The organism is Marivita sp. NO-S04 (genome assembly GCF_059070475.1).
On the sequence record NZ_CM180980.1, the window covers coordinates 807,174 to 820,757 of the forward strand.

Genomic DNA, 13,584 nt, shown 5'->3' on the forward strand with positions numbered 1-13,584 from the left:
ACCCAACGGCAGCTTGGTCCTGCACTGCGGACGTCTGATCCAACCCGTTCAAATTTCAACTCAACCCGCGCAGATACTCCATCACAGCGGGGCGTACCGATTGCTCTCCGGCGTCCCGCGCGTCGTGGATCACCTTGCGCACGTCATCCAGATTGCAGCGGCGGAGCAGGTGTTTGACGGGGCCGACAGAGGCGGGACGCATGGAGAGGGAATGCAGGCCGATGGCTGCAAGGCAGAGCGCTTCGACCGGGCGACCAGCGTCTTCGCCGCAAAAGGACAGGCGGGTGTTGGTGGCCTTGCAGCGGGCGATGATGTCTTCGATGAAGCTCAGGAAGCTGACGTTGAGCGTGTCATAACGGCGGCGGACGCGTTCATTCTCGCGGTCGGCGGCAAAGAAGAACTGCTTGAGGTCGTTGCCGCCGATCGACAGAAACTCGACCTCTTCGTAGAATTTCTTGCAGGCAAAGGCGAGTGAGGGCGTTTCCAGCATCGCACCGATCTCGAGCTTTTCGGGCAGGGGGTGCCCCAGCTTTGTCTCGCGGGCGATGGCTTTGTTCACCTCGGCGCGGGCGGCGGTGTATTCTTCGTACTGCGCCACAAAGGGGAACATGATCGACAGCGCGCGGCCGTTCGCGGCGCGCAGAAGCGCTTGCAATTGCATCCGCATCACACCCGGTTTGTCGAGACCGACGCGGATCGCGCGCCATCCCAGCGCGGGGTTCGGTTCGTCCTGCGCCTGCATATAGGGCAGTACCTTGTCCGATCCGATGTCGAGCGTGCGGAAGACCACGCGCTTGCCTTGGGCGGCGTCGAGCACGCGGGCATAGAGCGCGGCCAGTTCGGTCCGCTTGGGCATCTGGCTGCGGACGAGGAATTGCAGTTCGGTGCGGAAGAGGCCTACGCCTTCGGCACCCGAGCTTTCCAGTGACGGCAGGTCGGCCATCAGCCCTGCGTTCATGTCGAGACGGATGGTCTTTCCACAGAGCGTGACCGCTGGTTTGTCGCGGATCGACGCGTAGCGTTCCTGTGCCTTGGCCTGCATCGCCATCTTGTCGCGGAAGGCGTTGACGACGGTGTCGTCGGGGCGCAGATGCACAACGCCCTGATCGCCGTCGACCATGACGTGATCGCCGTTCAGCGCTTCGTTCTGGATGCGCTTGGCCCCTATGACCAGAGGGATCGCCAAGGCGCGGGCGACGATGGCGGCGTGGCTGCCGACGGATCCTTCCTCAAGGATGATACCTCGCAACTGACGGCCGTATTCAAGCAATTCGCCGGGGCCGATGTTGCGGGCGACAAGGATTGGATTCTCGGGCAGTTCTGCTCCGGTCTGCGTGCCCTGTCCGGTCAGGATGCGCAGCAGGCGGTTCGACAGGTCGTCGAGATCGTGCAAGCGTTCGCGCAAATACGCATCATTGGCTTGCAACATGCGGGCACGGACGTCGGATTGTTCTTTCTCGACAGCGGCTTCGGCGCTCAGTCCGCGGTCGATATTTTCCTCCATTCGGCGCAGCCAGCCTTTTGAGTTGGCGAACATGCGGTAGGCTTCCAGCACCTGCACTTGTTCAGTATCGCCGGATGCGACTGCCATCAGTTGATCGACGCTGACGCGCAGGTTTTCCACCGCCTCGGTGAGGCGGGCGTGTTCCTTGGCTGGATCGTCGCCGACCAGATTGGTGACCACGACGCGCGGTTCGTGCAGCCAGATATGTCCTTCGGCGGTGCCTTCCTGTGCGGTCACGCCACGGATCAGGACGGATTGGGTGTGGCGTGCTTGCAGGGCCGCGCCTTCTCCGACAAACGCTCCGAGTTCGGCCATTTCGGCCAAAACCATCGCCACAACTTCCAGCGCATAGATCTCATCGGCGCTGAATTCGCGGGCTTCCTTGGATTGCACCACCAGAACGCCCAGCTTTTCGCCAAGACGCTGAATCGGGACGCCAAGGAAGCTGGAGTAAATCTCTTCGCCGGTTTCCGGCATGTAGCGGAAGCCCTTGGCCGAGGGTGCGTCGGCGGCGTTGATCACCTTGCCGGTCCGAGCGACACGACCGACAAGCCCTTCACCCAATTTCATCCGGGTCTGGTGGACGGATTCGGGGTTGAGGCCCTGCGTCGCGCACAGCTCGAGGGTTTCGTCGTCGCGGAACAGGTAGATAGAGCACACTTCGGTGCCCATGGAGTCGGCGGTCAGATGGGTGATCTTGTCCAGCCGTTCCTGACCGGCAGCCTTGTCAGCCATCGTGTCTCGCAACCGCCCTAGCAGTTTACGGCTTTCGCTTTCGAATGTGTTTGGCATCCGCACAACTGCCTTATGGTTCCGGGGCATTTATAGGCGCAGAGCGGTAGCGGGGAAAGCGGCTATTCCGATGACGTCGCGGGGTTATGCGATGGCCGCGCCGGGCGAAATCCCTTTTGCGGCCAAAAGCCTAGCAGTTTTCGGCGAAAACTCTGAACTGTCGTGCACCAAATGGTGAATCAAACGTGATTTGCCGGTTGTGTCGTTTGCCCGGACAGTCCTTGCAGAGACCAGTTTTCCCGCCGTTGCAAAAAGGTGCTGTCGATGAAGATGCCGACCTGTTCGATCCTCCGTTCGTCGATTCTATGCACGGCCATAGCCTTGGGGCTGGTTGCCGCGTCAGTGCCAGTGCGGGCCGAGTCGCCCGCGCCGTTGCCGGAATACGTGATTGCGGCTTTTGGCTCGCCACCGCAGGTGTCCGATGTCCCGTTGACGGGCTCTGTGCAAGCGGCGATCCAGACGGCCTTTGTGGACAGCATCACATCGTCCTCCTGGGGGCCGGACCAGCAAGCGGCGCTTGAGGTGGTCACCGCGTCTGGTGATCCGCGCCTGGCTTGGATCACCAGTGATCTGATGCGCTTTGTCACCGGTGGCACATTGGCCAATACACTTGGGACAGCCGCTGCCGACCTTTTGCAGATCAATCCGCCGACGTCGAACCATTGGGGCATCATTACAGATCAGCTGATCGCATGGGACATCCCGGCGCCACCCGACTACCTGAGTGTGAAACGGGCCATTTTCACTGGGGTCGTCCCGCAATGGAGCGCCCTTTTTGTAGAAGGCGATATCGACTGGCGTCATGTGTCCTGGGGTGGCGTCCTGATCGACGATCGGGCTTTCGGCCAGACACATGCGCCCTGCAATTGCATCCCGGCGGCAGACAATCCTACGGTATCGTCAGCCGAGGATGCCACATGGCTCGAAGACAGCGACATCGTTTTCGGGATCGAAGTGAACGGCGAATACCGTGCCTATCCCCGGCAGATCATGGAAGTGCGGGAAATGGTGAACGATACGCTTGGCGGGCGCGATCTGGGCATTCCGTATTGCACTCTCTGCGGCGCAGCGCAGGCGTATTTCACCGATCGGATGCCTGACGGGGTAGAGCGTCCTGTTCTGCGGACGTCCGGTCTTTTGATCCGGTCGAACAAGGTCATGTACGATGTGGTGACGTCATCGGTGTTCGACACTTTTCTTGGCAAGGCGGTGACCGGTCCGCTGGCAGAGCGAGGGCTACGTCTGGAACAGGCCACCGTCGTCACCACAGATTGGGCATCGTGGAAGGCCGAGCATCCTGAAACCACTGTGCTGATCGAGGCGCTGGCGCTTGGGCGCGACTTTGATTTCCGCAATGGCCGCGATGCCGATGGTCCGATCTTTCCGATTGGGGACGTTGATCCGCGCCTTCCTGTCCATGAAGATGTGATCGGCGCGATCACCACGTCAGGCAAACCAATTGCATTTCAGAGAAGCGCTGCTTTGATCGCCTTGCGTAATGGCGAAACGATCACGTTCGAGAACATCCGCCTGCAGCTTGATGCCGGAGGCATCCGTGCGGTTGGCGCAGATGGTGCCGACATAGGAAGCCATCAGGCTTTCTGGTTCGCGTGGTCGCAATTTCACCCGGACACAGAACTTTGGTCCGGGTGAGGATGGCGGACAGATCGCGCGGCGGCAGAGCCGCTTAACCTGCCTTTTCCAGTTCAAAGGCGTCATGCAGCGCCTGAACAGCCAGTTCCATGTATTTGCGGTCGATCAGCACGGAGATCTTGATCTCTGAGGTTGTGATGATCTTGATGTTGACGCCCTCTTTGGCCAGCACTTGGAACATTTTGGCAGCAACACCAGTGTGGCTGCGCATTCCGATTCCAACGACAGACACCTTGGCCACGCCCGTGTCGGCGACGATGTCGTGGAAATTGATCTTGCCGGCGTCCTTGGCGTCGCTCATCGCCTTTTCCGCGCGCTTCACCTGATCGGTGGGGCAGGAGAAGGTCATGTCGGTGCGACCCTCTTCCGAGATGTTCTGCACGATCATGTCGACGTTCACGCCTGCTTCGGACAGCGGCGTAAAGATCGCCGCGGCGATGCCGGGACGGTCGGCGACGGACACGAGGGTCATCTTGGCCTCGTCGCGGGAATAGGCCACGCCTGCTACAACATTGCTTTCCATGATGTCCTCCTCGTCGCAGACCAATGTTCCTGCGTCGTCAGATTGTTCCTCGAAACTGCTGAGCACCCGCAGTTTCACCTTATACCGCATCGCCAGTTCGACCGAGCGGGTTTGCAGCACTTTCGCGCCCAATGACGCCAGTTCCAGCATTTCCTCGAACGCGATGCGGTCAAGCTTGCGGGCCTTGTCGCAGATGCGCGGGTCGGTGGTGTAGACACCGTCCACATCCGTATAGATATCGCAGCGTTCCGCACCGAAAGCGGCGGCAAAGGCCACCGCGGTGGTGTCTGATCCGCCCCGGCCCAGCGTGGTGATGCGGCCTTCGGGGCTGATGCCTTGGAACCCTGCAACCACGGCAACCTTCATGCCTTCGGCGAATTTGCGCATGATGTTGTCGGTGGGGATCTCTTCGATCCGGGCCGAGGAGTGCGCGGATGTGGTTTTCACCGGCACCTGCCAGCCCTGCCAGCTGCGCGCGGGTACGTCCATTTCCTGCAGTGTCAGCGCCATCAAACCAGCGGTGACGTTTTCGCCCGAGGACACAACGGCATCGTATTCGCGCGCATCAAAGAGCGGCGAGGTTTCGTTGACGAAGCCCACCAGCTTGTTCGTCTCGCCTGACATGGCGGACACGATGACGATCACGTCATAGCCTTTGGCCACTTCGACGCCAACGCGTTTTGCGGCGCGCTTGATCCGATCAAGCGTCGCGACGGAGGTTCCGCCGAATTTCATCACGAGAACGGGCATATTGGCCTCCCGGGTCAGACTCAGCGGGTGCTTTACGTCGGGTGGCGGTGCCGCGCAAGAGCGCTGCGCAACGTGGCCGCATTACGTGTCCCGATAGTCAACAGCGGTGAGGCTTCCGGTGTTCACATGGGTTTCCTTGCCCGGCACCACATCGGTGTTCTGTGCCGCGACGGCCTGCCAGCCGTTTTGCGTCTTGTGCAGAACGAAGGTCAGGATGGTCTGACGCAGACGTGCGGTTTCGCCACTCGGGGTTTTTTGACCGGACAAGGTAAAGCGGCAATGGACGACTGCGTGGTCCGTGCCAAGCATTCGGGTTGTCGTCACGCCGGGTTTGAGTGTCGTGTCGTCGAAGAACGACTTGAGTGCATAGTCATGGGCCTTTGAAATGGCGGCCCGGTTGCGCCACCACAGGCCGGTGACATTCACGAAATTTGCGTCTTCGGCAAACAGTGCGCCGATGTGGTGGCCATCGCGGCTGTGCCACGCTTCGGCAAAGGCTTTGGGGAAATCCTCGGGCGTTGCGACCGTCACAACGGCATCGCGTCGCCGTTCCACATTTCGAAACAGCCGGTGGTGTCGAGGGACAGGGCGTCGAACCGGTGCAGCAACCCACGCGCTGAATCGTCTGTGCCGATATCTGCGGCATTGGTTCCCATATCCGTGCGCACCCAGCCGGGGTGGTAGATGCCCACCGGAATCCGCTGTGGCTTCAGATCGACGGCCAGATTGCGGCCAAGGTTCAACGCGGCGGACTTGGAGGCGCGGTAGATATAGCTTTGGCCTTTGGCACGGGTGTTTGACCCCATCTGAGACGAGATGATCGCCAGTTTGGGCGTTGCGCTGCGTTTGAGGTGCGGCAGGAACGCCATCGCGGTCAGGTAAACACCGGTCACATTGGTGGCAAAGGTGTCGGCCCAGAGTTTTGTGTCGGTCAGTGCGTCTGCTGGCATGCCCTTTTCCAGATAAACACCCGCATTACACACCAGAAGGTCGATCGGTGTGTCCTTGAGCCGGTCCGCAAGCGCGGTGCAGCTTGCCGGATCGCGCACATCGAGTGGCAAGAGCGTGTCATGCCCGGCGTTGCGAGTGGTGCCGAAAGCAGTGTCGCCCCGGTCTTGGGCAGCAGTGAGCAAGGCCGCGCCGATGCCGCGATTTGCGCCAGTGATCAGAATGTTCATCAGTTGGATTTCCGTGTTGGCGTAAAGGGCAGGGGAGCGATGGGCACGCCATCGTCGATCAGTTTCTTGGCTTCATCGCCACGGGTTTCGCCCCAGATCGGGCGTTCTGGCGCATCGCCAGAATGGATCGCGCGGGCCTCTTTTGCGAAGTCCCGGCCCACGTAGTCCGAGTTTTTTTCGACGTATTGCTTGAACTCGGACAATGCTTGTTCCGCAGGGTTGGCGGGTTCCGTAAGTTTTGGTTTGGCAGGTGTTGATGAGGCTTTTTCCGCAGTGCTAACGCGCGGGGCCATCATCGCCTTGTTCACATCTGTGGTGCCGCAGACCGAGCAGCTGACCATGCTGGAGGCAAGCAACTTGTCAAAAGCGGTCCCGGACTGGAACCAGCTTTCGAAGTGGTGGTCATTGGCGCATTTCAGTGTGAACTGGATCATTCAGATGCCTGCGAAAGGTGCTTTGATGTTGTGTTAATTGAGTTCGCTAAAAATAAGCGTTTATCGAGGGACATCAAGCGTCAAGCGCAGTGGTGATGTCCCGAAGAAGACCCTTGAGGTCAGTGTCTCGGTGTAGCACCTTTTGCGCCGCTTGTCCCAGCTTTGCCTGTTTTTCTGCTGTGTCCAGCGTTAGCAGCGCATCGCAGCAGGCGTCTGCGTCAACGGTGCATCGGGCTGCATTGGCTTCAGTCAGCCGGTCATAGGCTGCGCGGAAATTGCTGGTGTCCGGACCGTGCAGAATGGCTGACCCGAAAGCGGCGGGTTCGTAGGGCGTGTGCCCGCCTCGGTCGGTCAAGGACCCGGCAACAAACGTTGTGCCTGCCAATGCGTACCAAAGATGCATCTCTCCGAACGTGTCGGCCAAATAGACCTGTGACGGCCCCGGGTTATCGTCACTGCTGCGCCGGGCACAGGTGAGACCGTGGCTTTCAATCAAACGTGAAATCTCGTCCGCGCGATTGGGATGGCGGGGGGCGAGGATCAGTTTGAGGGCAGGGCGTGTCTTCAGCGCCTTGGTGTGCGCGGCAAGAATGATGTCGTCTTCGCCCTCATGGGTCGATGCGGCAAGCCAGGTCTCCGCGCGATCAAAACATTGCTCCAGCGCGGCGTCGGGTCGGCTTTGTGGCGGGGTATAGAGCGCCTTGAGGTCAAACACCGGCCCTTGCGCCGCTTGGGGCAGCCCGGCCTGTGCAAACCGTTCGGCCGATGCGCTGTCCTGTGCGGAGAGGTAGGTCACTCGTGCCAGCATCCGGCGTACCAGCACGTGCAAGCGCGCCCATCCTTTTGCGGATCGTGCGGTCAAACGCCCGCCCAAGACAAGAACGGGTCCGGGCGTGTTCAGGATACGGATTGGCCAGAGATCGGATTCCAATGTGATATGTGCGTTGATCTGCCAATTACGCAGCACGCGCCGGATTGGGCCGGGAAGGTCGATCGGCGCGAGGCATATGTCTGCGCCTTCCAGTTCCCACCCCGCAGCCATCTCAACGGCGCTGTCGGTGTTCGCTGTAATCAAAAGGCGTCGGCCTTGCGCGAGCAGTGCGTCAATCACCGGTCGAACGGAAGCCAATTCGCCGTTCGAGGCCGCGTGCAGCCAGATGCGGTCCCACCGTTCGTCCGGTTTTAAAAGGCCAAGCCGGGCGCGCACGGCCTGCCGATCACCGGCCCAAAGGCGTGTGGCCAGCTCTTTGGCCGCGAGGATCGTCATCAAGAGGCGGTATATCAGCACTGTCAGTCCCGATCCGGACAAAACACGCGCTTAGGCGCTCGCTTGGTTGGGAAGGCCACCCAAGCCGGGCGGTGCGGCCAGCAGTGCATCCTGAATGTGCCGCTCCAGCAGTTTGAGCAGGACGTGATTGTCGAACCGCTGTTCGGCGGCTTGCCGGGCGCGGGCTGACATCGCGGAAAGGTCCGGCACGTTGATGGCCGCGGCAATGGCTTTGGCAAAACCCGCCTCGTCATGCTCATCCACCAAAAACCCGGTTTCGCCTTCATCGATGGCCTCGGGGATGCCCGCGTGGCGGGTCGAGACCGTGATACAGCCGCAGGCCATCGCTTCTTGAATGGCGGTGGGCAGACCTTCGGTATTGCCGTCGCGGGCGGTAACCGAGTGTTGCAGGAAAAACTGCGTGCTCATCAGCTTGTCGCGCACTGTGTTATGTGGTTGGGCGCCGTGAAAGCGCAGCTTGGTCGCGATGCCCAGTTCTTCGGCCAAAGCGCGGGTGGGTTCAAGAAGAGGGCCGTCGCCGATGAAGTCGAGCCGCGCATGGGGCAGGTCTGCGGTCGCTTGTGCAAAAGCGCGCAGGGTTGTCATGGGCGCCTTTTTCTCGACAAAGCGCCCCACGGCCAGAAAGCTAAGCGGCACCTTGGCCTCAGGGGCAAACCGCCGAGTGTCGACGCCGGATGGGATCACCATGCTGTCGGGGTGAGAGATGCCGTGTTTGGCAAGGTTGTCGAGCAGAAACTGTGAGACAGAAAACACCCCGGTCAGGCGCGGCATCATCTTGCGATAGGCCGAACGCATACGTTCTGTGCGGATCGCCTTGGAGGCGTCAGTGCCGCGGAAATAGGTGAAAATCGGGATGCCGAGCGCGTTTGCCAATGGGGCCAGTGCAAGCGCCTGTGTTCCGAATTCGGCAAGGATCACATCAACCCGTTCGTCGCGCAGGAACCGGATCAGCGCTTCTTTCGCCTCGCCAAAGGGCAGGCGCGACGTGCCGTGGCGCATCCGGTTGCGCAAAAGCCACCATGGCGCGACCATGATATCCCGTCCCGACAGGCCATCTCGGCGAACGAAATACGGCTTGCCGTAGGGGTTGTCGCCCCGGAACCGACCACAGACCACAACTGTATCGCCACCAAACAGGTGTTCGATGTGGCGGTTGATGAATGTCTCTCCGCCAAGGTGGTATTCGCCAGTTGCGATGGCTACGCGCATGAAACTTGGTCCGATGGAAAACCGAATATCTAGGTAACAGTGCAGTGCGGCACCAGCAAGGCTGGACGTTGCGGCGAGGTGTTTAGTTGAAAACCAAAGCCGGTTTTTGCACTGCGAAGACCGTTCCCAATACAGGCAGGCCGAATTCGTTGCGCAGTCTGGCATGTTTCATCAGCTGCGGCTTGGAAAATCCGACTGCTTGCAGGGTTTGCTGCATGTACACATCCGAATGTTTGTAACGCCCCGAAGGATAGAGCTTGAATCCAGTCGTGACGGTGTCGTCGTTTTCGTCCTCGACGGTCGCAATCAAAAGTCCACCCGGGTTCAGCGCCTTTTGGAGATTGCCGAGCACCGTCCGTAAATCTCCGAAGTAGACGAAGACATCCGCGCAGACCACAAGGTCGAATTTGCCCTCGGGATAGGTTGCGGCGACAGACAGATCCGTCCGAGCGAGAAAGTCGTAGGTGCCCTTGTCGCGTGAAACTTCAAGCATTTTGATCGACAGATCGACCCCAGTGAGCTCTTTGGCGTAGTTGCGCAGGAAACCGGCGCAAAGGCCTGTGCCGCAGCCCGCGTCCAACACCCGGCGGCTCTGGGTCTTGGACAGGTTCAGCTCTTCAAGGGCCGTGTAGATGAGGCTTGGACCGTTGTTGCCCAACGCGCCAAGTTGCTGATCATAGACGTCGGCGAATTTGTCGAACAGTTCGACGACCATGCTGTGTTGGTCCAGCTCGGCGACGGGCACGCCGTTGGAGGCAAGAAAGTAATCGAGCTTCGCGCGCTGCGGTTTCGTCTTGCAATTCTTCTTTGCGATCTCAAGGCACATACGAGCGGCTTCGGGATATTTGATATGCGAAAAGACAACGCTGAAATGTATGGCATCGTCGAAAGCAGCCGCGGCGCGTTCGAGATACTCCTTGGCCACTTGGTATGCCGCGTCGCGGCGGTCAAGTTGCACCAATAAAGCCGCCGCTTCGACCACCACGATCTGCGTGTCCGGCTCGGCCTCCAAAGCCTTCCAGATAAGCTTTTCCGCTTCTTCGGCCTCGCCGAAATCGATGAGAGCCATGGCTGCGGGAAACATCGCAGCTTGCGGATTTTTGAACAGGTGGGTCTTGCCCCGGATTTCGCTGAGGATGCGCGATTGGATTTGATCTGCGGCTTCGTCTTGGCCAAGCATCCTAAGGATGAAGGTCAGTTTTGCGGCGGCGGCCATGGAAAGTTCGTCGCGCGCGAGGAGCGTTTTGCAAATCTCGGTGGCTTCCTCGAATTTCCCATCATGAACGAGATTACGCGCCCGGTCGATTTCGGCATAGATTTCTGAAGTGACCTCGGGGCTCGGTTCCAGGATGATCTCGTGGTCCTCGACCCGCGGCTGATCAGCTTGGGTATCCTGCATAAACCTCGCTCCTGCTTTTTGTCAGCGCGATCTTGCAGACTTCCTCTGCGAAAATCCAGTTCAAAGCGCCCAACCTCTATGCGGACAGGCAGGGATAAGCTCGGTTCTGTTCAGTCTGGAAACGGTTTCATCAAGGCAGGGGGCGAGAACTGCATGAGTTACCACAAAAGGCGGTATTCCGTGCGCTCGCAATTTTACGAAATAATGGTGCTGTGAGAGAGGATTGAACTCTCGACCTCACCCTTACCAAGGGTGTGCTCTACCACTGAGCTACCACAGCGCCGGGGTGTCTTGATCGACGTGGCGGGTGATTAGACTCAAACGGAAATCGGTGCAAGCGCAATCTGGACCCTTTTTGGCCTCTGGGATAGGAAGTGGTCATGACACAGAAACCTTCATCCGGGAAATCGACCCCACAGGCGCGGGAAGACAGGCTCAAGGCCGCGCTCAAGGCGAATATGGCCAAGCGCAAGGCACAAGCGCGCGCGCGGTCGGCCGGTGCAACGGATGGGGTCAAAAACAACAAGAACTCGAGCGAGGGCAGTTAGAACCTATGGACCAGATTATCGTGACCGGGAACGGCCCGCTTAGTGGCCAGATTCCCATTGCGGGCGCAAAGAACGCCTGTCTTACCCTGATGCCGGCGACGCTTTTGAGCGAGGAACCGCTGACGCTGACCAATGCGCCTCGACTAAGCGACATTCGCACGATGACGACGCTTTTGCAGTCGCTTGGAGCCGAAGTTCAGGCGTTGCAGGACGGACAGGTGCTTGCGATGTCGAGCCATGATCTGACCTCCACACGGGCTGACTATGACATCGTGCGCAAAATGCGGGCATCGATTCTGGTGCTGGGGCCACTCCTGGCGCGGTTTGGGCATGCCGAAGTGTCGCTGCCCGGTGGATGTGCCATCGGCGCGCGCCCGGTCGATCTGCACCTCAAGGCGTTCGAGGCGATGGGCGCAGAGCTGGACCTGCGCGATGGCTATGTGCATGCGAAAGCACCTGCTGGCGGTTTGAAAGGCGGTATTGTCGAGTTTCCTTTTGTGTCGGTTGGCGCCACCGAAAACGCGCTCATGGCGGCGACGCTGGCCAAGGGGACGTCTGTTCTGAGGAACGCCGCGCGGGAACCGGAAATCGTCGATTTGGCGCAATGCTTGCGCAAGATGGGCGCGCAGATTGACGGCGAAGGCACGTCCGAGATCACCATTCAGGGTGTCGATCGTCTGGGCGGTGCAACCCACCGGGTGGTCACCGACCGGATCGAACTGGGCACCTATATGCTGGCCCCGGCCATCTGTGGTGGCGAGGTGGAATGCCTTGGTGGCAAGATAGAACTGCTGGCTGCGTTCTGTGAAAAGCTGGATGCCGCGGGTATTTCGGTTGAGGAAACGCCGACCGGACTGAAGGTCGCCCGTAAGAACGGGCGGGTGTCAGCGGTGGATGTTACAACCGAACCGTTCCCCGGTTTCCCGACCGACTTGCAGGCGCAGATGATGGCGCTGCTTTGTACGGCAGAGGGCACCAGCGTTCTGGAAGAAAAGATATTCGAGAATCGTTTCATGCACGCGCCGGAACTGATCCGCATGGGCGCCAAGATCGACGTTCATGGTGGAACGGCGACTGTTCAAGGGGTCGACCGGTTGCGCGGTGCGCCTGTAATGGCAACCGATTTGCGGGCATCCGTGTCGTTGATCCTTGCCGGTCTGGCCGCTGAAGGCGAGACCATTGTCAGCCGTGTGTATCACCTCGATCGGGGATACGAACATGTTGTCCGCAAGCTGGAAAGTGTGGGGGCCAAGATCGAACGGGTGAAAGAACAGTGACCGCAGACGCCACATTCGAAGACGGCGCAGCCAAGCCGCTGCGGCTGGTTGCGATGGACGACGAGGATTTGCAGGTGCTCTCGGCGCTCTGTCAGGATGCGGTCTTTCCGGCCAGCGAAATGCAGTGGCAGCGCAGCAAGCAGCGCTTTGGCATCCTGCTCAACCGGTTCCGCTGGGAGGATATCCCCGTCGCCCAGCGTAGAGACCGCAAACCGGAACGGGTGCAATCTGTGTTGGCCGTCGAAAACGTGGTGCGAGTCGCCAGTCAGGGTGTGACACCGGGCGATGCGGACACAATCCTATCTTTCCTGTCCGTGACATACGAAGAAGACGCAACTGGCGGCGGTGCTGTTCTGCTGATGCTTGCGGGCGATGGCGCGATCCGTTTGCAGGTCGAAGACCTCGAAGTGGCCCTGCGCGACGTGACGAAGCCCTACGCTGCCGTGTCTGGCAAGGTACCGGACCATCCCGCATGACGGTCCGGCGGTTGACGCCGAAGGACCTGACCGCCTTTCGCGCACTGTGGGCCGATGGCCTGATGCGCGTGCCGACCGCATTTTTGTTCAGCGCCGAAGAAGTGCGCGCCTTTCCCAACAAGGACGTGGAGCGCGGGCTTGAAGTCAATCTCACGCTGGGTGTGTTCAATGACGCCAAGCGGCTGGTTGGATTTGTCTCTGCACGGCGCGGCGGGCCTAAACGGATGTGGCACATGGCTGATATCGGACCGCTTTACGTGCATCCAGACGCGCAAGGGCAGGGCTATGGTCGCGCTTTGATGGAGGCGGTGTTGCAGCACTTGATTGACGCAGGTGTGCAGCAGGCCGAATTGGTTGTCGATGTCGAAAACCAGGGCGCGCAAAAGCTCTATCACGCGCTGGGCTTTCACGTCTTCGGCAGGCGTCCCCGGTCGGTCCTTATCGACGGGGCAGGGCGCGACGATTTCCTCATGATCAAGGCTTTGGATGGTGCAGACCTGACGCGCGACGCTTGAGGGTTGGTGCCGCGCGGTCTAAGTACCCGGCAACTGCT

13 protein-coding genes and 1 tRNA gene are annotated in these 13,584 nt (G+C 59.9%); 5 read left to right on the top strand and 9 right to left on the bottom strand.

The annotated features are described in order from the left end of the window. Positions 1-55: 55 nt before the first annotated feature. Positions 56-2,296 (bottom strand): phosphoenolpyruvate--protein phosphotransferase, encoded by a 2,241-nt coding sequence (gene ptsP / locus ACK3EW_RS04250; protein WP_493808585.1) that lies wholly within the window; start codon positions 2,294-2,296, stop codon positions 56-58. Between the two features lie 264 nt (positions 2,297-2,560). Here ptsP and ACK3EW_RS04255 point away from each other — a divergent pair, with 264 nt between their 5' ends. Continuing rightward, entirely contained in the window at positions 2,561-3,949 is a 1,389-nt protein-coding gene (locus tag ACK3EW_RS04255; RefSeq protein WP_493808586.1) for a DUF3179 domain-containing (seleno)protein, read from the top strand. Positions 3,950-3,983: 34 nt separating this feature from the next. Here ACK3EW_RS04255 and ACK3EW_RS04260 read toward each other — a convergent pair whose 3' ends face one another. The 8 genes from ACK3EW_RS04260 to ACK3EW_RS04295 form a co-directional block, all read right to left on the bottom strand. Continuing rightward, positions 3,984-5,222: an aspartate kinase gene (locus ACK3EW_RS04260; protein ID WP_085629081.1), complete on the bottom strand. Its 1,239-nt coding sequence runs from the start codon at positions 5,220-5,222 to the stop codon at positions 3,984-3,986. Positions 5,223-5,303: 81 nt separating this feature from the next. Next, the gene (locus ACK3EW_RS04265) at positions 5,304-5,753 is read right to left on the bottom strand and encodes an SgcJ/EcaC family oxidoreductase (RefSeq protein WP_493808587.1); all 450 of its coding nucleotides are present in this window, start codon (positions 5,751-5,753) and stop codon (positions 5,304-5,306) included. Beyond that, positions 5,750-6,400 carry an SDR family NAD(P)-dependent oxidoreductase gene (locus tag ACK3EW_RS04270; protein ID WP_493808588.1) on the bottom strand — a complete coding sequence of 217 codons (651 nt, stop codon included), beginning with the start codon at positions 6,398-6,400 and terminating at the stop codon, positions 5,750-5,752. The genes ACK3EW_RS04265 and ACK3EW_RS04270 overlap by 4 nt, the downstream gene beginning before the upstream one ends. Continuing rightward, entirely contained in the window at positions 6,400-6,834 is a 435-nt protein-coding gene (locus ACK3EW_RS04275) for a DUF1178 family protein (protein WP_493808589.1), read from the bottom strand. Before ACK3EW_RS04275 ends, ACK3EW_RS04270 begins: the two co-directional genes overlap by 1 nt. Positions 6,835-6,907: 73 nt before the next feature. Continuing rightward, complete coding sequence (locus tag ACK3EW_RS04280) at positions 6,908-8,122, bottom strand: 3-deoxy-D-manno-octulosonic acid transferase (protein WP_493808590.1); 1,215 nt, start codon at positions 8,120-8,122, stop codon at positions 6,908-6,910. Between the two features lie 30 nt (positions 8,123-8,152). Next, the gene (locus tag ACK3EW_RS04285; protein WP_493808591.1) at positions 8,153-9,331 is read right to left on the bottom strand and encodes a glycosyltransferase; all 1,179 of its coding nucleotides are present in this window, start codon (positions 9,329-9,331) and stop codon (positions 8,153-8,155) included. Between the two features lie 82 nt (positions 9,332-9,413). Continuing rightward, positions 9,414-10,730, bottom strand: a complete 1,317-nt coding sequence (locus ACK3EW_RS04290) for a methyltransferase domain-containing protein (RefSeq protein WP_493808592.1) — start codon at positions 10,728-10,730, stop codon at positions 9,414-9,416. A 205-nt stretch (positions 10,731-10,935) separates the two neighbouring features. Further along, positions 10,936-11,010 (bottom strand) — tRNA-Thr (locus ACK3EW_RS04295). A gap of 100 nt (positions 11,011-11,110) precedes the next feature. Between ACK3EW_RS04295 and ACK3EW_RS04300 the strand changes: the two genes are divergently transcribed. The 4 genes from ACK3EW_RS04300 to ACK3EW_RS04315 are packed head-to-tail and all read left to right on the top strand — an operon-like array spanning position 11,111 to position 13,546. After that, entirely contained in the window at positions 11,111-11,278 is a 168-nt protein-coding gene (locus ACK3EW_RS04300; protein WP_493808593.1) for a hypothetical protein, read from the top strand. Between the two features lie 5 nt (positions 11,279-11,283). Then, positions 11,284-12,555: a UDP-N-acetylglucosamine 1-carboxyvinyltransferase gene (gene murA / locus ACK3EW_RS04305; RefSeq protein ID WP_493808594.1), complete on the top strand. Its 1,272-nt coding sequence runs from the start codon at positions 11,284-11,286 to the stop codon at positions 12,553-12,555. After that, on the top strand, positions 12,552-13,031 hold the full coding sequence (locus ACK3EW_RS04310; RefSeq protein WP_493808595.1) for a DUF2948 family protein: 480 nt from the start codon (positions 12,552-12,554) through the stop codon (positions 13,029-13,031). The genes murA and ACK3EW_RS04310 overlap by 4 nt, the downstream gene beginning before the upstream one ends. After that, a complete protein-coding gene (locus ACK3EW_RS04315; RefSeq protein ID WP_493808596.1) occupies positions 13,028-13,546 on the top strand; it encodes a GNAT family N-acetyltransferase in 519 nt (172 codons plus the stop codon). The genes ACK3EW_RS04310 and ACK3EW_RS04315 overlap by 4 nt, the downstream gene beginning before the upstream one ends. Positions 13,547-13,584: the final 38 nt, after the last annotated feature.